This window comes from Microvirga massiliensis, assembly GCF_001006805.1.
GTDB lineage: Bacteria > Pseudomonadota > Alphaproteobacteria > Rhizobiales > Beijerinckiaceae > Microvirga > Microvirga massiliensis.
Genome location: NZ_LN811351.1, coordinates 452,217 through 471,379 on the forward strand (window position 1 = coordinate 452,217; position 19,163 = coordinate 471,379).

Genomic DNA, 19,163 nt, shown 5'->3' on the forward strand with positions numbered 1-19,163 from the left:
GCAAGGGGACCCGAGCCGCCGCGCCAGGCATTCCCGCCCTCCTGCCGTGACTCGGTGCGTTGGAAGTACGGCAGGACATGCCGATAGCCCCAGCCTGATGCGCCTTCCTCCTCCCAGCGCTCGAAATCGAGCGGATTGCCACGCACATAAACGAGGCCGTTGATGGAAGACGAACCGCCGATCACCTTACCGCGCGGGCATTGGAGGCGCCTGCCGCCAAGACGAGGTTCCGGCTCGGTTTCGTAACCCCAGTTGTACCGGGTCATGTTCATCGGGATCGAGAGTGCCGCCGGCATCTGGATCAGAACGGAGCGGTCGGAGCCGCCGAATTCGAGCACGAGCACGGTGCTGCGGACATCGGCTGAAAGCCGATCGGCCAACACGCAGCCGGCCGATCCGGCACCGATGACAATGAAGTCGCAAATCTCGATATCAGGCGCTGGCACGAGATGCCCCGATCAGTTCGTACAGGCGGCAAATTCAACGTCGGCAAGCGACGCAAGTATAGCCTGAACGGGCTGCCGGCGGCGCGGCCTAGTTGCATCAAGTAAAAAGAGGCCGTTTTGGGCCCGAACGCGGCTGGCCTGACCCATTGGAAACGCACAATCTGGCTCTCCGGGGAGGACAGCAGAAATCAGTGAAAGCGCCCTGATGTGACAATGCCGTCAGCCGATCCCTATGGTCCGCCACCTCCGCCGTCTCGTCCTCGCTGTGGCCGTCTTGTACGCCTCCGTCCTCGCGGTCTTGTTCGTAAACCAGCGAAGCTTGCTCTATCCCGCCTCCGACCGGCGCACCACCGCCGCCGAGGCAGGCCTTCCGGGTTTTCAGGATCTGGTCCTGACGACGCCAGACGGCGAACGGCTCGTGGCCTGGTGGAAGCCACCCCAACTCGGCAAGGCCGTGATCCTGTATTTCCACGGCAACGGCGGCAGCCTGTGGAACGGGCGCTTGCGCGCGCAGGCGCTGACCGCGTCCGGCCGAGGGCTGCTGATGATCAGCTACCGGGGCTACTCCGGCTCGACCGGAGCGCCGACAGAGGCGGGTCTCCACACCGATGCCCGCAGTGCCTATGACTGGCTGGCGCAAGCCTATGCGGCCTCGCGCCTCGTGGCCTATGGTGAGTCCTTGGGAACGGGTGTGGCCGTGCGCCTCGCTAGCGAACAGCCGCTGGCCGGTCTCATCCTGGATGCGCCCTACACCTCCACGGCCGATGTGGCGAGCCTCACTTACTGGTTTGTGCCCGTCTCCTGGCTGATGCTGGACCAGTTCCGCTCGCTCGACATCATCGAGAAGGTGAAGGCTCCGATCCTGATCCTGCATGGCACGGAGGATCGCACCATCCCCTTTGCCTTCGGCGAGCGGCTCTATGCGGCCGCGCCGGAGCCGAAGCGCTTCGTTCGCATCGAGGGTGGAAACCACACCAGAAACCTGGAGCAGGGCGGGATGACAGCAGTGGCTGACTTCCTTGCGGCGGTTGAGGCCCGTCTGCCGGACCCTTTCTCGGACCGCGCTGGCAGGTCACGACAACCGCCATAGGCCCGACAGTCTCGCAAGGGTCTCTGGCGGGATGGTCGAACTCCCACCTCCAGGCCGCCTGGCTGACGAGAATTCTGGAAAGCCAACCACCTGATCGGAGCACCATCCGTATGGCTGCACACGGCTTGAGGCAAGACCGACGACACCATGCGAAAATGCCCACGGCTCTTGCCATGGGCAGTCTCACGCGCCTCAACCGTGCCAGGAATCCTGAACCTGGTTCTCACACAGCTCTTTGGGGCGCCCCCTCTGATTCCAGGGTCCGTTCTGGGCGTAGTCTCGCAGCGACATCGCGCAGCCGCTCGATCGTGTAGCCAAGCACCATCCGCGGACGATCGCACGAGCTCGGGATCAGCCGGCTCCGAACCGACGACGCGTCGGATCACGGCTGCGAGCTGCAGGTGCTCCCGAAAAGCTGACACGCCGAGACCTACAAACACATCGCTCGTGCCACCGACGCTAATGCCGTGGATTTCGCGAGCGTAGTCAGGGCAGGTCGCCATGACTGGCCAGCCCCCATGCGGTGGTTCGGGATCAATGTTAGTGCGCTCGCATCCGTGCCCCACTGGGCTACCGCATCATTGCAGACCTCATGCTAGCAAGCGGTCGCTTCCGGAGGAAGAGGGTCGCGTTTGTGTGCGGACGTCAAGAAACACAAAGCTCGGCTCCGCAAGATCGTCAGTGTCATTCGCCACCGTAGCGGCATGTTCGATTCTGATACGGTCGCGCTCGAATTCAGCTGACGCTGCGGGTCGCCTTGGACGATCCAGTGGAAGATAGCGCTTCGTTCATTTGCTTTCCGACACTGCCGCCGAGCCAAGCCAATCCCATGGCCTCAGCTGAACGCCGAAGGTCAGGGAGGATAGCCGCAATTCGTTCAGAACCCAGTCGATTAACCGGAGCTGCAACACTCATGGTTCCAATGACACCGCGCTCACCATCCACCAGCACGGCAATGGCTGCGACTCCCTGCTCCGCCTCCTCCTGCGCCAAGCCATAGCCACGCTGGCGGGTGACCTCGAGCTCCACCAACAGCTCCGGGACCGTGCTGGCGGTCCGAAGTCCATCCCTCGGCTTGCCAAGGCCGGCATCGAGAGCAATCTTAACTGCCTGTTCGGTCGGAAGGCTCGACAGCCAGATTTTTCCATTGGCTGTGGCATAGGGGATGATCTCCTCCGTCATGTCCGCCTCGTAGACGAGGCCAGAGCGTCGTCCTCGGGCTGACCCAATCCACACCAATTTATCGTTTTGCACGGCCGTGAGGCGTACGAGTTCCTTCGTTCGCCTCGCCAGGCCATCAAGGATCGGCTGTTTGAGATTATTGATGTTGAGAACAGACAACTGTCTCTGGCCGAGCAATGCCATCCGCAGCGTCAGCGCGTAGCAGTCACTTTCCTGGTTCTGCTCGACCCAACCACGATCAATAAGGCTCGCCAGGATGCGGTGCGCAGCACTCCTGGGAATACCGACGCGTTGTGCCAATTCAGAGAGTCGCATCGGCTCTTCCGCGAGGGCCAAGACCTCGATCACGTTGATGGTCCGCTCAGGTGCGTTCCCGGCGTAACCAACATGCGTTTCGCCCATCACGACACCCTTCTGGTTAGTCGCCTTGCGGGGCCACGATGCCTCGGTCAGTGGCGCTGCAAAATCCCCCGAGACAGGAAGATATCTGTGATCTCTTCACTCTTTTCGAGGAACTCGGCCTCTCGGCGTGCTCCCAAGCCGCGCGGACGAGGCATGTCGACGGAGAGGATTCGTTCCACCCGACCTGGACGAGGCGTCATCACGATCACGCGGTCCGCAAGGAGCACGGCTTCGTCTATGGAGTGAGTGATAAACACGACCGTCATCCGTTTCGTAAGCCACAGGGCCTCAAGATCGATCCGCATCTGCTCGCGCGTCAGGGCATCGAGGGCTCCGAACGGCTCATCCATCAGAAGCAATCTGGGCCGGAGTAATAGCGCACGGGCGATTGCGGCCCGCTGCTTCATTCCACCCGAAAGCTCGTGCGGGTAGGAGCCAGCGAAGTCTTTGAGACCGACACTCTCCAGCAGCTCGAAAGCTTTAGGCTTGAAATCATCGCGGCGCTGGCCGGTCATGTCAGCGGGGAAGAGGACATTATCGAGGATGGTCCGCCAGGGCAGGAGGACGTGCGCCTGGAAGACTATTCCCATGTCGTGTGGTGGTGCATCGGACGTATCTCCGAAGACCGAGATCCTGCCTGTGCTGGGCATCGTCAGGCGCGAGATCAGCCGCATCATCGTCGATTTGCCACAACCCGACGGCCCCACAACGGCAACGAATTCGCCGTCGGCAATCTGAAGATCGATTTTCTCCAGAGCTACGACTGGAGCGCTGCCACGCCCGAAAGACTTTGTCACGCTCTCAAGATGGATCCCAGTGTGTGACTCTGGAGAGCCCTGGGGGCTGCTCTGGAGCATGGGTTCGCTCCCGGCGATATTTGTTGACAGGATGATTGATCACTTAGAATATTGTTCCAAGTGATTTCGTCAAGGCGAAACAAGAAGGCTCCGCGAAACGGAACCCGTGTCACGAGGGAGGGAGCGATGCAGGCTTTCGTGAAGCGCCTGAGTGGGAGGCTGCACCTCGCCGCAAGCCTTCTCGGAGCTTTCGCGGTGTGGGAGCTCGTCGTCCGGCTGCTTGCGATTCCGGAATATATCCTGCCTGCGCCGTCGAAAGTCCTGTTCGATCTGTCACAGAACCTGAACGTGGTTCTGCCCGCGGCCTGGTACACCCTGCAACCCATGGTGCTCGGCTTCCTGATGGCCGCCGTTCTTGGTGTGGCAATTGCTCTCCTGGTGGTTTACTCGTCCGCCTTCGAGAAGTTGTTTTACCCGCTGCTGGTGGTCCTTCAGATCATCCCGAAGATCGCGATTGCACCGCTCTTCATCATTTGGGTGGGCTTCGGACTTCCGTCGAAGGTCCTCCTCGTGTTTCTGCTGTCCTTCTTCCCCATCGTCGTGAATTCGATCGTCGCTTTCAAATCAATCGAATCCGATGTGTATGATCTTGCGAAGAGCTACCGGGCTGGCCGCTTGAGAATCTTCTGGCAGGTCGAGCTTCCCAGCGCACTCCCGTCGCTCTTCGCCGGATTCAAGGTGGCCGCTGCACTTTCCGCAACAGCAGCGGTGGTCGCGGAGTTCGTCGCATCGGACAACGGGCTGGGATATCTTCTGCTCGGGTACAACGGCAACATGAACACGAGCATGACGTTTGCGGTCATTGTCGTGCTCAGCCTTCTCGGGCTCCTGCTATACGGCGCGGTCGAGATGGTCGAGCGCTTGATGATCCCTTGGCATGTCTCGCAAAGACGGGATGAGTTCGCTGTCGGCCGCAGCCCGACGTGATCGAGAAAAATCCAGATGGAGGAACGCCAGATGAAGACATTCACAAGACACGGGCTGGCCGGCGCGATCATCATGTCGCTTGGGCTCGGGCTCGCGAACCCGGCAGCTGCCGCCGATCAGGCGACGCTAAGGCTGAATTTCCTGCTCTCCGGAGTCCACGCCATCTTCTATTACGGAAAGCAGCAGGGTGCGTATTCCGCAGAGGGCATCGACCTGACCATCGGGGAAGGCCAAGGTTCGGTCAGGACGGTCCAGGTTGTGGCAACCGGTAGCGACACGTTTGGGGTCGCGGACGGAGGCAGCGTGATCGCGGGTGCAACGCGCGGAGCGCCCGTTGTTTCGGTGATGGGGATCCTGAACACCTCCCCCTATGGCATTTCATTCCGGGCTGATGCGGGAGTCTCCAAGATCAAAGACGTCGAGGGGAAAACCATTGCGGTTCAGAACGGGGAAGCCTCCCTTCCCCTGCTTCCCGCTGTCTGGAAGGCGAATGGGGTTGATCCCTCCAAAGTCAAAACCTTGAACGTGGATGGCCCCGGCAAGATCGTCGCAATCATGCAAAAGCGCGTCGACGGGATCCTCGCAGGCCTCGAGAACCAGGTCATTGTCCTGAACCAGAAGGGCCTCGACCAGAAGGTCTTCTCGTTTGCGGAACTGGGGATCAACACCGAGGGCCTGACGATCATCGTCAATCGATCTACGGTTGACCAGAATCCGGACCTGGTGGCGCGGTTCGTGCGGGCAACGCGCAAGGCCATTGACCTGACGAAGGCCAACCCTGATCAGGCGGTCGAAGCGGCTTTCGAAGCGAAGCCCCAATCCGACAAGGCGCTTTTGAAGGACCAGCTTCTAGCCTCCCTGAAGCTTCTCGGCTCTCCGAGTAACCCGTCGCTGGAGACTGGTGTGATGGCTCCGGAGGATTGGACGAGGACGCTCGATCTGATGAAGCAATATCAGGACGTCCAAACCGACCTGCCGGCAGACCACTTTTACACCAACCGTTTCGTCAAGCCGTGACCGATCTAGGGAGGCGCGCCCGGCGCGCCTCCCTTTTCCACTCCGGTGGCCGGGCTCGCATGACTCATCAGCTCTTTCCACGGAATCGTCGATATGGCAGCCCGATATGACCTTACTGGCAGGATTGCCGTGGTCACCGGTGCGGCCGGAGGTTTTGGTCGTGCTATCGTCGAGCGGCTGAAGGCCGCCGGTGCAACCCCCGTGCTCTGGGACCTTCCGGCCGCTCTCGGACGGCTGCCGGACAGCGACGCGCCAGTTTATGCGGTCGACGTGACCGATGAAGCGAACGTTACCGACGCCGCGGACGCTCTCATGAGTCGCTTCGGACGGATCGACATCCTGATCAACAACGCCGGGATCGTTGGCGAGCCCCTTCCCACCTGGGAGGTCCCGGTGGCAACGTTCCGAAGCATTCTCGAGGTCAATCTTGTCGGTGCATTCTTGACGTGCCGCGCACTCGTGCCCCTGATGCTGAGGACAGTAGGCAATGGCCAGTCCGGCCGGATCGTCAACATCGCCTCGATCCAGGCGAAGGAGGGGATGGACAAGGCTGCTGCCTATAGCGCCGCCAAGGCCGGCCTGATTGCGCTTACCAAGAGCCTCGGCAAAGAGCTCGCAAAGCAGGGTATTCTCGTCAACGTGATCACGCCGGCCGCGTCCATGACGGCCATGAGCATCGATGCCCCGAAGGAACGTCTGGCGGATATTCTATCGCGTATTCCAATGGGTCGCTTTCTCGAACCCGACGAGGTCGCAGCCCTCGCGCTCTGGCTTTGTTCGGACGAGTGCAGCTTCAGCACCGGGGCCGTTTTCGACCTGTCGGGTGGCCGTGCAACGTATTGAGGTCAAACATGAGCCTGTTCGGACAAGGAGCCGTGACGATCTGGAACGGCATTCGCGAGGAGGGCCGGAACGAATTCTTCGGGTGGCACAATCGGGAGCACATCCTGGAGAGGGTCGAGGTTCCCGGCTTCAACAGGGGGCGGCGCTACATCGCTGCTCCGGATACTGGCGGGATTACAACCGCCCCTGAGTTCTTCACGCTTTACGAAGTGGATGACATACACGTCCTCGAGGAGGGACTTTACCTCGAGCGGCTTGCCGCCCCCACAGAGTGGACCCGACGGGCAGTGCCATTCTTTACGGACACCGCACGGTCGCTGACGCATGTGGTCTTCACATCCGGCTTGGGGCAAGGCGGCATCACCGGAACTTTGCGCTTCCAGCTGTCGGGGGGCCCGGAACGGCTTACTGATGAACTCCCTCAAATTGCTGATCGCGCCCTTCGCCGGAACTATCAAGTTTTGGGTATTCACTATTGCCGGACCAACATGGAAGCCAGCAGCGTTGAAACGGCAGAGCGCCGTGCACGCCAGTCAAGCACCGAGGTCCCTGAAGAGGTGCTCTTGATCGAAGGAGCTGATCCTGGCGCAGTTGCGGAGGTTATGAACACGGAATTCTCTGATGAAGCGCTGGGCGCCGTCGGAGCTTGCGCTATTATTCGTGGCCTTTATCGCCATGAAATCACGATCTCCCGCGACGATCTCTCCAAGTGACATAAGGGACGGAGCAGGGGAGGTGGATGGACGCAGGCGCGTCGAGCAGGGTTGAGGGATTTCCTTCGGATTGAGGATCGAACCGAAATCGATGCAAAATCCCTGAAAGGACAACAATATCCCAGGCCCAGCCTCAAGCGAACGCCCTCATCTGGTCGGACGCAAAGTCGATCGGATCTTCCCGCAAGGCCTATTTCGGGTCGATCATGCCGGGCGAGGAAGTGATCTCGGTCCAGCGGATCAATTTTATAGATCAGCCCGATCTCTGGGAGGTCTAGTGGAACGTCGGCTGCGATCCGGTTCGCAAGCCGCAGAACCCGCAGCACACCGACCTCTATAAGGCGATCGCCGAAGCTGAAGCCGAGGTCGCCCGTCTGCTGGCCGAACCGGTTCCGGTCTGCCGGGCCTGCTGCCTGATGCTCGAGTTCGGCGGCTGAACGATCCAGAAGGCGTCAGAGGCCCGTCACGCTGCATAGGGAAAGGACACCCGCCTCACGGCGGGTCTTATTTTGGGCATTCGCCCAAACCCCAAAACCACCGAAGCATCACCCGACACGCCTGTCACGCCCACCCCATAACTACCGAGCTTTGTATGCCGCGCCCACACTGGGTGCGACGTGGCCTGGGCGCCAGGATGGGAAACCGGCAGGAGGCACACTCACCGGTCGTGTGCTTGCGACTACCCCTCGGGTGAGCCAACGGGCGTTGCTTTCCGGTCTCACGGGGTCTGAATCTCGGCTCACCATTTCTGCATATCCTGCGATTGGAAAAGCCGCACTACACCGTTGCTTCGCATGAGATGCATCTAGGATATCCTACCGCAAGCTGGCGAGGAGACGTTCCAAGTCGCGCAGATTGGCCGTTCCGGTCTTTAGGAGGATGGAGTCGACCTGGCTCTTGATGGTCGACTCCTTGAGCCCGCATATCGCCGCCACAGCGCTCTTGGTCGCGCCACCATATAGGGCACATGTCACTTCTGCTTCTGCCGAGGTCAGTCCAAACAGCCGATGCAGAAGGCTCGGATCAGGAGCACATGATGCCGCACTGAGATCCCGCGCTGAAGCTGCTGCAGCGCCAGCGCCAATCCGGATCGCCGGCTTCGGCGCGCCAGGGTCGCCCGCCCGCTGCACCGGCAAGCTGGCGCCCGATGCGGCCTTCCTGATCGCCACCGTCGAGGCCAAGCCCGACATCACGATGCCGCCGGCTAGCCGGCGACACGGCTCACGCAACGTGTGTGCGGGCACTCTGGCGGAATCGTATGCCGTATGTCGGATCCTGCAGGAACCGGCTGAGAACCACTTCGTAGAGTCGCAGTGCTGGTGTGCCGCGAGGGCCCGGCCGACCCTTTCCCACTTGCGACAGCCGTGCGTGCTGCGGCGAAAGCCTCAACTTGGTAAGACGGAAATAATCCTCGACGATGGCCGCCTGTTGCTCGAGGTTATAGTCGATCAGATCCATGGCTGGATCGAGGACGTAAGGGTACGCCAAGCTGTAGTTGCCGCGGTTCCGAATCATCTCCAGAACAGCAGACCCAATCACCCCGAGACGCAGGATCTTGCCCTGATGCTGCCAGACATGGACCATCTCGTGGATGAAGAAGGCTCGGAGGTGCGGACCTTCCCGTGAGTAGTCGGGACTATAGATGCCAACCGCATAGACTGTGCCCCGTGGGGTCAAGCCGCAATTGTTCGGCTGGAAGGGTATGTACCTCCTGTTGTGGATACGAACCCGTGAGTAGTCTACTGCATCCTTGAAAATCGGCTGCGCCAGTTCCTGCTCGCCCGAGGTCAATGATCTGCTCACCACCAACCGCTCTCCTAATGCAATTGCTAGACTAGCACCTCTGGTGCGGCATAGATCCGATTTCGCGCATAGCCGGTCCGCTCCTCGAGGATGCGGGCCTCCTGGAGTTGCCAGACAGCCTCAGAGGCTTGCCGGAAGCTCACGCCGAGCAAGGATGCCAGCCCCTCGATCGTCACCACGGGATAGTGGGGGAAAAGCGCCAGCGCCCGGGCCGAGGCCGAGCCGCCGCGGAACCGGCGCCTGACCCGCCAGAGATTTATCAGCGTCACGAATTCGCTACGTGTCGCCTCCAACTCGGAGACCTTCTCGACCATCTGAACGGTCATGCCGAGGAACCGTGTGGCCTGCCGAAGATCGTCACCTCGCTGCATCAGTCAGGTTGCGGTCGTGTGCCGGAGAACGTGCGGCGTGACGTCCGAGCCAAGGCCGGCGCCAATCACGACCGACTCAAAGCCAGTGCGTATCAAAGGCGTCCACTCATTCAGGGGAGGATCACTTACCGGGTCGTGGCTCCAAAGCGCAGGCTCCAGCACATCCACACACCAGAAGTAGCATGTCCGGTCGCACAAGATCGGAACTCGCCCAGGCGAGTGTCCCGAGCCCGCAGCGCCTCAATGAGCATTGACCGCAGCATTCTCGTGAACGTGTCCGCCGAGGAAAAGCTGGCCCACGCGTGTGTCGACCAGAAGCTTTTTCGCCTCATCGTGCAAGCGGGCTTGACCGAGTTCCAGCACCAGGCCGTAGTCCGACATGGCGAGTGCGGCCTTGGCGTTCTGTTCCACCATCAGGATCGTCACGCCGTTGTCGCGCAGACAGATCAGCGTGTGGAAGACCTCCTGCACTATGTTCGGTGACAACCCGATCGAAGGTTCATCGATGAGAACCAGCTTCGGGTCGAGCAGAAGCGAGCGGGCTACCTCGAGCTGCTTCTGCTGACCGCCGGAAAGTTCGATCGCTTTGCGGTTCCTGAACTCACGCAGCATCGGAAACTGGTCCATCACCGCCTCGATCCTTTGGCGCACCTTCGCCTGATCCGGGGCCGTGATCCCACCGAGTTCGAGGTTGTGATAGACCGAAAGCTGAGGCACCACATTGCGGCCCTGCGGAACATAGGTCACGCCGTGGGCGATCATCTGGCGCGGGGTCTGGCGCGTGACGTCCTTTCCCTCCAGCAGGATCTGGCCCGACTGGATCTGCAGCAGGCCGAAGATCGCCTTGAACACGGTGGACTTGCCCGCGCCGTTAGGGCCGATCACCGTCGTGATCGACCCCGCCGGGATTTTGAACGAGACGCCGTTCAGGATCGTGATCTTGCCGTAGCCGCCGTAAACATCCCGGAGTTCCAGCATAAGTCATCCTCCGAGATAGGCGTCGATCACGGTCTGGTTCGACCGGATCTCGTCCGGCGTGCCTTCGGCAATGATTGCGCCCTCGGCGAGCACGATGATCCGGGTGTAGAGGCTCATCACGAACTCCATGGTGTGCTCGATCACCACGAATGTCGTGTCATGCTCGGCATTGTAGGCGATAAGCCGCTCCTTCAGATGCGCGAGCATCGTCAGGTTCACGCCACCCGCCGGCTCGTCGAGAAGCACTAGGGCTGGACCTGCCATGAACGCCATGGCCGCATCGAGCAGCTTCTGCTGGCCGTAGGATAGCGAGCCAGCCACGGTATCGCGCAGATGCGTCAGGCGGAAGAACGAGATCATTCGCTCGGCTTCCGGAGCGAGTCCCGCATCGGCTGGGCCGAAGAGTCGCAACAGCATCGTGCCGCGATGCTCCTGCCCCGCCAGGATGATGTTGTCGAAAACGCTCATCTGCGGGAACACTGAGAGTTGCTGGAAGGTGCGGCCGACGCCGAGCCTATTCAGTTCCGACGGCCGCATGCCGGAAACGTTGCGGCCATTGACCCGGACGTGCCCCGCATCGGGCACGAGCTGGCCGAGGATGCAGTTGAAGAGCGTCGACTTGCCGGAGCCGTTCGGTCCGATCAGGCCGAGGATCTCGCCCTTGTGCACATCGAAGGATACGCCCCTGACAGCCTTGATGCCGCCGAAGCTCTTCTCGATGTTGCTGACCGACAGGATTGGCGGCCTCATTTCAGGTGTGCGCCCTGCTGGAGATCGGCTCGGGCTATGGGCCGCGCGATGAACTGCTCGCGAATGCGGGCCCAGATGCCGATCAGGCCTGACGGGACGAAGACGAGCATGACGATCACGAGCACGGCGTAGATGATCAGATAGTAGCCTCCCGTGAATCGGAGGAACTCGGGCAGCAGGATCACCACGGCCGCGCCCAGAAACGGGCCGAAGAAGTAGCCCGCACTGCCCACGATGACCATCAGCAGGATGCGTAACGAATGGGCGAGACTGAAGGAGCCCGGCTCGATGAACTGGACGAGAGGTGCAATCAGCGAGCCGGCAAGTCCGCCATACATGGAGCCAATGGCGAAGGCGAGAAGCGTGATGCGGCGGGTGTCGACCCCGAGGCTCTCCGCCCGGATCGGGTTCTCGCGAAGCGCCTTGAAGGCGCGGCCCCAAGGCGAACGCACAACGCCCCACATGGCGAGCGCCGCGATGACCGTCACCGCCAGCGTGAAGTAATAGAAGGGCAGCGACCGCATGGTCGAGAACAGCCCGAAGTTCGGACGCGGAATGCCGACGAGCCCGTAAGTCCCGCCGGTCAGCCACTCTTCATTACGCAATACGAGGAACACCAACGTGTTGAAGGCAAGTGTGACGAAGGCCAGGAAATGCCCCTTCACGCGCAGGGCCGGATAGCCGAGGACGAGACCGACGACGAAGCAGGCAAGCAGGCCGAGCGGCATGGCCGTGATCCAATGCCAGCCGGCGAGCGAGAGGAGCGCCGTGATGTAGGCGCCGATGGCCATGAAGGAGGCCTGTGCCAGTGAGATCTGGCCGGCATAGCCCAGCGTGAGATCGAGACCCATCGCGGCGATCGACAGGATCAGCCAGGAGGCCATCACGTAGATGATGTAGTTGCCCTGTCCGATGGGCGCGACGATCGCCAGCACAATCAGGACCAGAATCAGGAGAGGACGAAGCCAGGTCTTCATCAGACGGTCCTCCCCTCAGGCGTTCCCATGATGCCGTTCGGTCGAACCAGGATGATGACGATCAGGAGGATCAGCGGCAGTGCAGCGCGATACTCCGCAGTGACGTAGGTGGCGACGAGGTTGTCCAGCACACCAATCAGAAGGCCGCCGACCAGCGCGCCGCGGATCTGGTTGAAGCCGCCGACGATTGCGGCGATGAAGGCGATGAGGCCCAGGGTTTCGCCATTGGAGAACTTGGCGAGATAAACCGGGGTGATGAGGAAGGAGGCGAGCGCCGCGAGCGCGGCGTTGATGAGAAACGTGTAGAGGATCATTCTCTTCACGTTGACGCCCAGGGTCTCGGCCACGGCCGGGTTCCGCGCCGTTGCCTGCATGCAACGGCGCGTGCGGGTGCGGTTGAGAAAGAGCGTCAGCAGACCGACGATGCCGAGCGACAGGATGAGGTTCAGGATATCCTGGAGCGAGACGACCGCACCGAAGACGTTGATCGGGTCGGTTGGGAACATCGCGGGGAAGGGCTGACCCTCCGCGCTGTAGAACTCCTTCACGCTCTCCCTGAGCAGGATCCCGAGCGCAATCGTCGCGATGACGAGCGTGATACCGCCATGGGGCAGGATGGGCTCGACAACAAGCTTCTTGAACGTCACCCCCAGGATGACGATCGACATGGCAAGCCCGAACAGCAGGGCACCCCAAAGCGGCAGGTGGAAATGGTTCAATCCCACCAGCGCCAGGAACGCCGGAACCATGACGAACTCGCCCTGAGCGAAGTTGATCGCCTGGGCTGTCTGCCAGACCAGCGCAAAGCCGATCGCGACAAGCGCGTAGATGGATCCGGTCGCAAGCCCGGACAGCATGACCTGTAGGAATTCGGACATCGCACGTAATTTACCGGGAGTCCGCGGCGACCGGCAGAGTCACCGCGGCAGGTGCCCGCGATCAGTTCGCCTTCGTCATGATCAGCACCACAGCCGAGAACGATGTGCTACCCGCCGTGCCGGACCGTCCGCTCCCACGGGAACGGTGAGGCATTCCAGCCGGGAGATCGTCACCGGAGGCTCGCGGACTGGAATCCTCCGCGAGTGACCGATCGCCTGTATCGGGATGTCTGCCAGAATCAAGATCCCGTTTCGGCCGAAGGATCTGCGTCCGTGTCGAAATCGCTCTCGGACTGTAGGATGGTCTCCGAAGGAGCATTGCCGCATTCTAAAGTGGGGGAATGAAGCGGTCCAATTCCGCGAAGCTGACCCGCGCCGCCGGCACGGAGACGCCAAGATATGCGATCAAGTCACGTTTCGGCGTGAGGATCGGAACGGCGCAACCGACCACGCCCTTCACGAACTCCTCATTGGTTTTGCCCCATCCGCGGCGGCGGATCTCCTCGATCACGCCAAGCAGGACATCCGGGTCGGTGATCGTATTCGCTGTATGCTTGGTAAGGGCAAGCGAGCGCACGAGCCGTTCGCGGGCCTTGGGGGCAGGCCGGCTCATGTAGATCTTTCCGGTGGACGTGCAATGGAGCGGTGCGACTTCGCCCGGGTCGAACTGAAGGCCCTGAGGGGCGGGCACACGTCAAGCAGGCCGGTTTCGGAGCCGGGTCGCGGCCGATGACACGAGATGGCACGCCTGTGGTGGGCCCGACCCGGTACAGGAACCTATACAAACACCGGCCATGGCACGTTGGGTTGACCGTGGTCTGCGGCTCCGGGCGCGTGCTCTTCGACCTGATCTCCGGCTGGGCGCCCGCGGGATCCGACAATGATCTCGCGGCAGACGGATACAAGGATGAGTGGTAATTTCAGACCACATAAACCGCTACTAAGGCCGCAACCCAGTAGATAACCATCACGTATCGAATCCTGCTCCAGCGACATGGGGCAATCGGCAACAGAGATGGATACTTGCCGTGCGCTCAGTTGCCGTCGGGAGCACCTGCCGAAGAAGGCGGCTCAGTTCCATCCAGACCTCCAGGGACATGATCGAGCAGGTCCTCTCGCCAAAGCCGCGCAGAGTATCGTCCGCGGTGTACGGGCCGCCTTCAGCTCGTGGTCGCGGTGCAGCGGTGCCAGGTCTGGTAGGTCTCGCCCGGACCGCCGACCCGGACATCGACGCGGGTTTCGCTGCGGAGGATCATCGAGACGGGTTGGCCGCCGCCCGCCTCGTTCGACGGAGCGGTGTACTGGAACGAGTGGCGGGTATAATCACCCTGAAGCGTCACTCCGCCCGGGGTAACGATGGTCGGCCCGTGGATCGACATGTGGCGACCATCGTCGTGGCACCAGTCGCCGTCGATTGCGTCCGCACGGGCAGGCGAAGCGAGCGCCAGCACGGTGATGATCGCAAGGCCGGACGGCAGTCCACGCGGTCTGGGTCGCTCTGGCTCAGCCACTGGAGCTGTCCACGAGGTGAATCCTTTGGACATGGCGCCTCCCGTATTCGCACCGTCACTATCGCAGTGTTTGCATCGAGTAGCCATGCCCTGCCAGCCTGGCGAACGAATCGGGTGCGTCGCAAATTGGCCATAGTCGATCACGACGAGCGTTTTCGAATGGCGCCCGGGTTCGCCGTAACGGTCGCCTGAGCTTGGGTTTGTGAAGATTGCTAGGGGAACTCGGCCCTCAGCTTTTTCGTCAATCTGGACAAATGGCGTGAGCTGCCCCCGTCCTACCAATCGCTTCTCAAGACCGCTGTCATGGCCGCCGCCACCGACATGCAGGCCGAGTATGACGTCCAGAATCCGGCGGCGCTCAGGCGCTTGCTCGGCGCTGGAGCCCAACTGCGCACCTTTCTGCAGAATCTGCTGCAAGAAGCCTATCGTGCCTCGATCAAGGTCTATCGAGACCTTTCCGAGAAGAACCCGCACTTCAAGAAGCTCTACGAGCATCAGCTCGCATTCCGGAACCAGAGCTATCAGTGGTGGAAGATCGCCGACTACTCATTCAATTCCCTCATGATCCAGGCCATCTGGCAGCAGTGGCAGGATCCTTGCACGGCGGCGGCCGGCCATAGGCGACCGCCGGCTCCCGCCAACGTCCGCTTTGCGAGTGACGAGGGAAACGCTGCTTCGCGAGCTCTACGCCGCTCGGCCTGCACCGATGCGTGAGTGCTTACACCAACGTCAGGATCATCAGCGCGACTGTTATGCGTCTGCACGACCGTCAATGAGAAGGCAGGCGCTCGCTGGTACTGCGCAGAGGCCAAGGCGGAAAGCGCGGGATGGCCGCGGGTCGCCGCTTCCGAAGCCGTTCTGAGGCTCGTATCGAGGCGAAGCGGGGCGGAGTAACGACCTCTGCCGTCATATTCCTGGACAAGAACAGATCTCTGCGGAAGAGAAGACAAGCGGACCCTTCTTGGAGCATCGCCCAGATCATCCTGTCTCGCGAAGGAGGCCCATGCGTTAATCGAGCGTTCATGTTCGTGAATACGGGCAGCTCGCGCCGATGAATACAGAGTTCCTTTGAAACTACATCGAGGTCGGCGCGTTTGTTCACAACGGGCAGCGAGCCCGAAGATTCAGGTCTGGAGTTATTCATGTCGAAGAAGATCCTTCTTGCTGGTGCCATCCTCGCGACCCTTGCGCCTGCTGCTGCCTTTGCGCAGTCCGGCGGGGCCGCAGCCGGAGCCGCCACGGGTGCGGTCGGCGGCGCGGTCGTGGGCGGTCCGGTCGGTGCGGCCGTGGGCGGGGTGACGGGCGCCATCGTGGGCGGCATCGCCGACCAGCAGCAGCCCGAGTTCCGCCAATATGTGACCACGCAGAAGGTCCCGTCCTACACCTATAAGGAAGAAGTGCGCGTGGGCGCGGTCCTGCCGGAATCCGGCGTGACCCTCCATGAGGTGCCGGCCCAGTACAAGGTGAAGAGCTACCGCTATACGGTCGTCAACGACACCCCCGTGCTGGTCGAGCCCGGCAGCCGCAAGATCGTGCAGGTCATACGCTAAGGAGCGTCAATTCTCGAACCGAATGTGGGCGGTCCATAGAGGCCGCCCACGCCATTTCCGCATACGGGTTCGACCGAGCGGAACGCTGGGTCGGTCCCGCAGCGCCAGCCCAGACGGCCGCACTTGTGCCGGCGAACCCGCAGACGCCTCAATCCGAGAGCACCGGACCCCAGGACCCGCGCTCCACCGGCTCGATGAACCGGCCGGACGAGAGCTTGAGCGAGCGCCTGGACCGGAGTGACGGCGTGATCCATCCGCCGCGCGGCATCGCGCCCGATATGGCGATCCGGCCGCCCGATCCCGGCACCACGCGGGTGATCCCACCGCCGGGAACCCCGGGCGGTGACCCGAGCATCGAGCCCAAGTAAGCCCTCTGCACGGTCATGAAAGACAATTCCGACGTCTCGCCCATCGAGAGCATCCTCACGCTCGCTCACGAGATCATCGACGAGTGTCCGTCCTGTGCCGCCAAGGCCTCCCGGATCGCCATGTGGGCGAGCGAGATCCGGGAACGGCGCCCCGGCGCTGAAGAGTTGGCCGCGCTCATCGATGCGACCTGCGACGGCACTCTGTCAGAGATCCAGCGGGACGCGTTGATCAACAGCCTGCGAGTTCTGGTCCGTTTCGCGGGATAGGTCGGACGTTCCAGAGCGCTTGACGTGGTATTCCGGCCTATGTTCGCGGTGAAGAGTTTGCGCGGCCTCGATGAGGGATCGCTCTCCAGGCCCTAGGGCCAGCGATTGATGAGCTGGATGACCTTGCGGCTCTCCGGCTCGACCACGGCGATGACATCGCCCGCGATCAGGTAGCGGTAGCTCGTGGTGGTTGGGACCTCCGAGCTCATGTCCTGCGGCAGCACCAGGAGCTCGACTTCCGGGGGAATGATCATGCCGACCCGCGGCGGCTCGCCCAAATCGGCCTTAGGCAGGTCGGTTCGCCAGGCCTGCTCGCGAATCAGCTTCTGCTTCTCGGGCGGGAGCAGCGCAGGAGCTTCAGACTCGACCACCATCCCTCCGGTCGGCTGCCCGAAGCTCGGGGTGGCGGCGAGGACCAAAACGGCCGCGGCTGCTCCCAATCCCATGCGCGCTGATCTCATCGTGTTTCTCCGGTTCGCCGCCGCGCAGAGTACTGCCACGGCTCGCCGAGGGCCCGGACCAAGCCCACCTGCCCGCCTGAGGCGGGGAGGTGGGGCTCATCGGGTTAGAACGCGTCTCACGCGATCAGTAATCGTCGTAATAGTCGTCGCGGTAGTAGCGACGCGGCGCACTGTAATAGCCATAGGCCGGTTGCTCATAGTAGCGGTAGGACGGTCGCGCCGTGGCGCTGAGCGCGCCGCCGATGATGGCACCGGCCACACCGGCCGCGACTGCACTCCCGTTGGAACGGCGGCGAGGAGCCACATAGTAGCCTCTTGCGGGTGCCGCGTAGCGGTGGGCGTGCTTGTAATGTCCGTAGGCCTTCCCGCGTCCGGGCTGGGCATCCGCCTCCCCGGCGAAGCCGGTAGCCGCAAGGAGGCCGATGCTCAGGGTAACAGCGAGCTTCTTCATGCTAAGCACTCCAGTGTAACTCGCATGAACAACCCGCGTATGAGTTCGCAGTTCCAAGTGGAGGGGATCTGAGAAGCTCTGTTCATCCAAGGTTCATGATGTTGACTCGAGTGCGGCAACATTTGCCAGGGGCTGTTCAACTCAACGATAATGGCATTTGCCGGGAATAGGATCGCGGGGGCGTGAGGAAGATTGCACTCATCTCATCATGCCTGGCGATTACATCATCGCTGCGCGCCCACGTGTCATGCCGCTCTAGGCGACGGCATTCCGGACGAGGTTGCGGATCCCGCACAAGCCCGGAGTGGCCCTGAAGGCGATGTGTGGGTTCTACGATCTCGCGATGATTACCGCGGCTGACCGAAGTTGACTCGAACCATACGCCTGCTTTTGATCATGATGGGGAGAGGAGGGCCGTCGGCCACGCCAACCTTCCGGAGTCTTGGAACCACGGTCCGCTGTGGGCCTTCGGGCGCGTGAAAGTTATGCCTGCCAGCGCTTCCAGGGAGCCGTCGCACAATCCTGTCCTCCTTGGCAAGGAGAGGGCAGGCGGCGAGTGCGGGTGAGCCGCAGGCGATAGTCACCTATGGCTGAGGAACGGCAGGTTCCGCGAACGGCACGGCTCAACTGTCTTGCCGGCTCGGCCCTGTCCGGCTGCGGCCCTGGCGGAGCCGATGTTTCCCGACCGCTTCTACGCTTCGGGTTATGTCCGCAGGAGCCCTGGGGCGGCGTCCCGTGAGCCTCGGAAGGATTCGCGCATTTCGCGATGACGTGACTGTCGCGCTGGCAATTCTCAACTTGCCAAAGCTTGCGCATTCGAATTCGTACTTACTGCGTCTGAGAGTGAGCGTTCGAGCTTTGCGAATCGAATGAAGCATCACCCTCGTGGGACGAGGCCGCGGCGCAGCACGCGACTGGTCTCGGACACGATGATGGGTTTCTCGCCCGCAAAGCTGACCACAAGCTCGTGTTCGCCCAGACCGCGCGATCGCCGCCCCTCATGGTCGGCCGCGGCAAAGTCGAAGAGCGACCAAACGGTACAGCTCGCTCCGTCGGCCTCGCACGCAACCTGCGTGAACTCCGGTCGGTAGCGATACGTCCGTTCCGGCCAGCGCTCCGCAAACCGCTGCTTTTCGGCGAACACGGAGCGGTAGCTGCGCTCGTGGCCATGGAACACCACGCTCGGTCCATAGAAGGCCGATGTCGAGACGAGTGCCACGCGATTGGGCGATGACCAGGCATCCAGATAAGCCGAAGCGAACTTGACGGCCGCGCGGGCTCTGTCGGCAGGCCGGTTCGGCCCCGACGCCATTCGATGGGG

General features: G+C 61.9%; 21 protein-coding genes and 3 pseudogenes. 9 read left to right on the top strand and 15 right to left on the bottom strand.

Annotation, left to right across the window (positions count from 1 at the left end; all coding sequences use genetic code 11):
- A partial coding sequence (locus BN1233_RS07230; protein WP_046862831.1) for a GMC family oxidoreductase N-terminal domain-containing protein occupies window positions 1-446 on the bottom strand: 446 nt, incomplete at its 3' end.
- A 232-nt stretch (window positions 447-678) separates the two neighbouring features.
- Here BN1233_RS07230 and BN1233_RS07235 point away from each other — a divergent pair.
- The gene (locus tag BN1233_RS07235; protein WP_063776722.1) at window positions 679-1,536 is read left to right on the top strand and encodes an alpha/beta hydrolase; all 858 of its coding nucleotides are present in this window, start codon (window positions 679-681) and stop codon (window positions 1,534-1,536) included.
- Between the two features lie 735 nt (window positions 1,537-2,271).
- Here the strand turns inward: BN1233_RS07235 and BN1233_RS07240 are convergent.
- A complete protein-coding gene (locus BN1233_RS07240) occupies window positions 2,272-3,120 on the bottom strand; it encodes an IclR family transcriptional regulator (RefSeq protein ID WP_046862832.1) in 849 nt (282 codons plus the stop codon).
- 47 nt (window positions 3,121-3,167) lie between these two features.
- Window positions 3,168-3,977 (bottom strand): ABC transporter ATP-binding protein, encoded by an 810-nt coding sequence (locus tag BN1233_RS07245; RefSeq protein ID WP_046862833.1) that lies wholly within the window; start codon window positions 3,975-3,977, stop codon window positions 3,168-3,170.
- Between the two features lie 126 nt (window positions 3,978-4,103).
- Between BN1233_RS07245 and BN1233_RS07250 the strand changes: the two genes are divergently transcribed.
- The 4 genes from BN1233_RS07250 (at window position 4,104) to BN1233_RS07265 (ending at window position 7,477) form a co-directional block, all read left to right on the top strand.
- Entirely contained in the window at window positions 4,104-4,904 is an 801-nt protein-coding gene (locus BN1233_RS07250) for an ABC transporter permease (RefSeq protein ID WP_046862834.1), read from the top strand.
- Window positions 4,905-4,934: 30 nt separating this feature from the next.
- Window positions 4,935-5,921: an ABC transporter substrate-binding protein gene (locus BN1233_RS07255; RefSeq protein ID WP_046863176.1), complete on the top strand. Its 987-nt coding sequence runs from the start codon at window positions 4,935-4,937 to the stop codon at window positions 5,919-5,921.
- Window positions 5,922-6,014: 93 nt separating this feature from the next.
- A complete protein-coding gene (locus BN1233_RS07260) occupies window positions 6,015-6,764 on the top strand; it encodes an SDR family NAD(P)-dependent oxidoreductase (protein WP_046862835.1) in 750 nt (249 codons plus the stop codon).
- Between the two features lie 8 nt (window positions 6,765-6,772).
- The gene (locus BN1233_RS07265; RefSeq protein ID WP_048709509.1) at window positions 6,773-7,477 is read left to right on the top strand and encodes a hypothetical protein; all 705 of its coding nucleotides are present in this window, start codon (window positions 6,773-6,775) and stop codon (window positions 7,475-7,477) included.
- A 1,221-nt stretch (window positions 7,478-8,698) separates the two neighbouring features.
- On the opposite strand, the gene BN1233_RS07275 is transcribed toward BN1233_RS07265, so the two are convergent.
- The 7 genes from BN1233_RS07275 to BN1233_RS50980 all read right to left on the bottom strand — a co-directional run bounded on the left by BN1233_RS07275 (window position 8,699) and on the right by BN1233_RS50980 (window position 13,847).
- Entirely contained in the window at window positions 8,699-9,280 is a 582-nt protein-coding gene (locus tag BN1233_RS07275) for a Rhs element Vgr protein (protein ID WP_147707038.1), read from the bottom strand.
- A 26-nt stretch (window positions 9,281-9,306) separates the two neighbouring features.
- Entirely contained in the window at window positions 9,307-9,606 is a 300-nt protein-coding gene (locus BN1233_RS48245) for a hypothetical protein (protein WP_187144259.1), read from the bottom strand.
- A 285-nt stretch (window positions 9,607-9,891) separates the two neighbouring features.
- Complete coding sequence (locus tag BN1233_RS07285; RefSeq protein WP_046862837.1) at window positions 9,892-10,629, bottom strand: ABC transporter ATP-binding protein; 738 nt, start codon at window positions 10,627-10,629, stop codon at window positions 9,892-9,894.
- Window positions 10,630-10,632: 3 nt separating this feature from the next.
- Window positions 10,633-11,379, bottom strand: a complete 747-nt coding sequence (locus tag BN1233_RS07290; RefSeq protein ID WP_046862838.1) for an ABC transporter ATP-binding protein — start codon at window positions 11,377-11,379, stop codon at window positions 10,633-10,635.
- On the bottom strand, window positions 11,376-12,356 hold the full coding sequence (locus BN1233_RS07295; RefSeq protein ID WP_046862839.1) for a branched-chain amino acid ABC transporter permease: 981 nt from the start codon (window positions 12,354-12,356) through the stop codon (window positions 11,376-11,378). The genes BN1233_RS07290 and BN1233_RS07295 overlap by 4 nt, the downstream gene beginning before the upstream one ends.
- The gene (locus BN1233_RS07300) at window positions 12,356-13,234 is read right to left on the bottom strand and encodes a branched-chain amino acid ABC transporter permease (protein ID WP_046862840.1); all 879 of its coding nucleotides are present in this window, start codon (window positions 13,232-13,234) and stop codon (window positions 12,356-12,358) included. Before BN1233_RS07300 ends, BN1233_RS07295 begins: the two co-directional genes overlap by 1 nt.
- 328 nt (window positions 13,235-13,562) lie before the next feature.
- Window positions 13,563-13,847 (bottom strand): IclR family transcriptional regulator domain-containing protein, encoded by a 285-nt coding sequence (locus BN1233_RS50980; RefSeq protein WP_053086458.1) that lies wholly within the window; start codon window positions 13,845-13,847, stop codon window positions 13,563-13,565.
- An 86-nt stretch (window positions 13,848-13,933) separates the two neighbouring features.
- Here BN1233_RS50980 and BN1233_RS50985 point away from each other — a divergent pair.
- Window positions 13,934-14,152 (top strand): annotated as a pseudogene (locus BN1233_RS50985) (FAD-dependent oxidoreductase); the annotation flags it as partial.
- Window positions 14,153-14,394: 242 nt separating this feature from the next.
- Here the strand turns inward: BN1233_RS50985 and BN1233_RS07310 are convergent.
- On the bottom strand, window positions 14,395-14,778 hold the full coding sequence (locus BN1233_RS07310; RefSeq protein ID WP_046862841.1) for a hypothetical protein: 384 nt from the start codon (window positions 14,776-14,778) through the stop codon (window positions 14,395-14,397).
- Between the two features lie 207 nt (window positions 14,779-14,985).
- On the opposite strand from BN1233_RS07310, the pseudogene BN1233_RS07315 reads away from it, so the two are divergent.
- Window positions 14,986-15,459 (top strand): annotated as a pseudogene (locus BN1233_RS07315) (hypothetical protein); the annotation flags it as partial.
- A 428-nt stretch (window positions 15,460-15,887) separates the two neighbouring features.
- Window positions 15,888-16,295, top strand: coding sequence for a DUF1236 domain-containing protein (locus tag BN1233_RS07320; protein ID WP_046862842.1), 408 nt, complete (start codon window positions 15,888-15,890; stop codon window positions 16,293-16,295).
- Between the two features lie 148 nt (window positions 16,296-16,443).
- Here BN1233_RS07320 and BN1233_RS46705 read toward each other — a convergent pair whose 3' ends face one another.
- Complete coding sequence (locus tag BN1233_RS46705) at window positions 16,444-16,680, bottom strand: hypothetical protein (RefSeq protein ID WP_154678257.1); 237 nt, start codon at window positions 16,678-16,680, stop codon at window positions 16,444-16,446.
- On the opposite strand from BN1233_RS46705, the gene BN1233_RS07330 reads away from it, so the two are divergent.
- Complete coding sequence (locus tag BN1233_RS07330; protein ID WP_046862844.1) at window positions 16,679-16,930, top strand: hypothetical protein; 252 nt, start codon at window positions 16,679-16,681, stop codon at window positions 16,928-16,930. The genes BN1233_RS46705 and BN1233_RS07330 overlap by 2 nt on opposite strands.
- Before the next feature lie 92 nt (window positions 16,931-17,022).
- On the opposite strand, the gene BN1233_RS07335 is transcribed toward BN1233_RS07330, so the two are convergent.
- The 3 genes and pseudogenes from BN1233_RS07335 to BN1233_RS07345 form a co-directional block, all read right to left on the bottom strand.
- Entirely contained in the window at window positions 17,023-17,391 is a 369-nt protein-coding gene (locus BN1233_RS07335; RefSeq protein ID WP_082145240.1) for a DUF1236 domain-containing protein, read from the bottom strand.
- A 124-nt stretch (window positions 17,392-17,515) separates the two neighbouring features.
- A complete protein-coding gene (locus BN1233_RS07340; RefSeq protein WP_046862846.1) occupies window positions 17,516-17,842 on the bottom strand; it encodes a hypothetical protein in 327 nt (108 codons plus the stop codon).
- Between the two features lie 877 nt (window positions 17,843-18,719).
- Window positions 18,720-19,163, bottom strand: a pseudogene (locus BN1233_RS07345) (hypothetical protein); the annotation flags it as partial.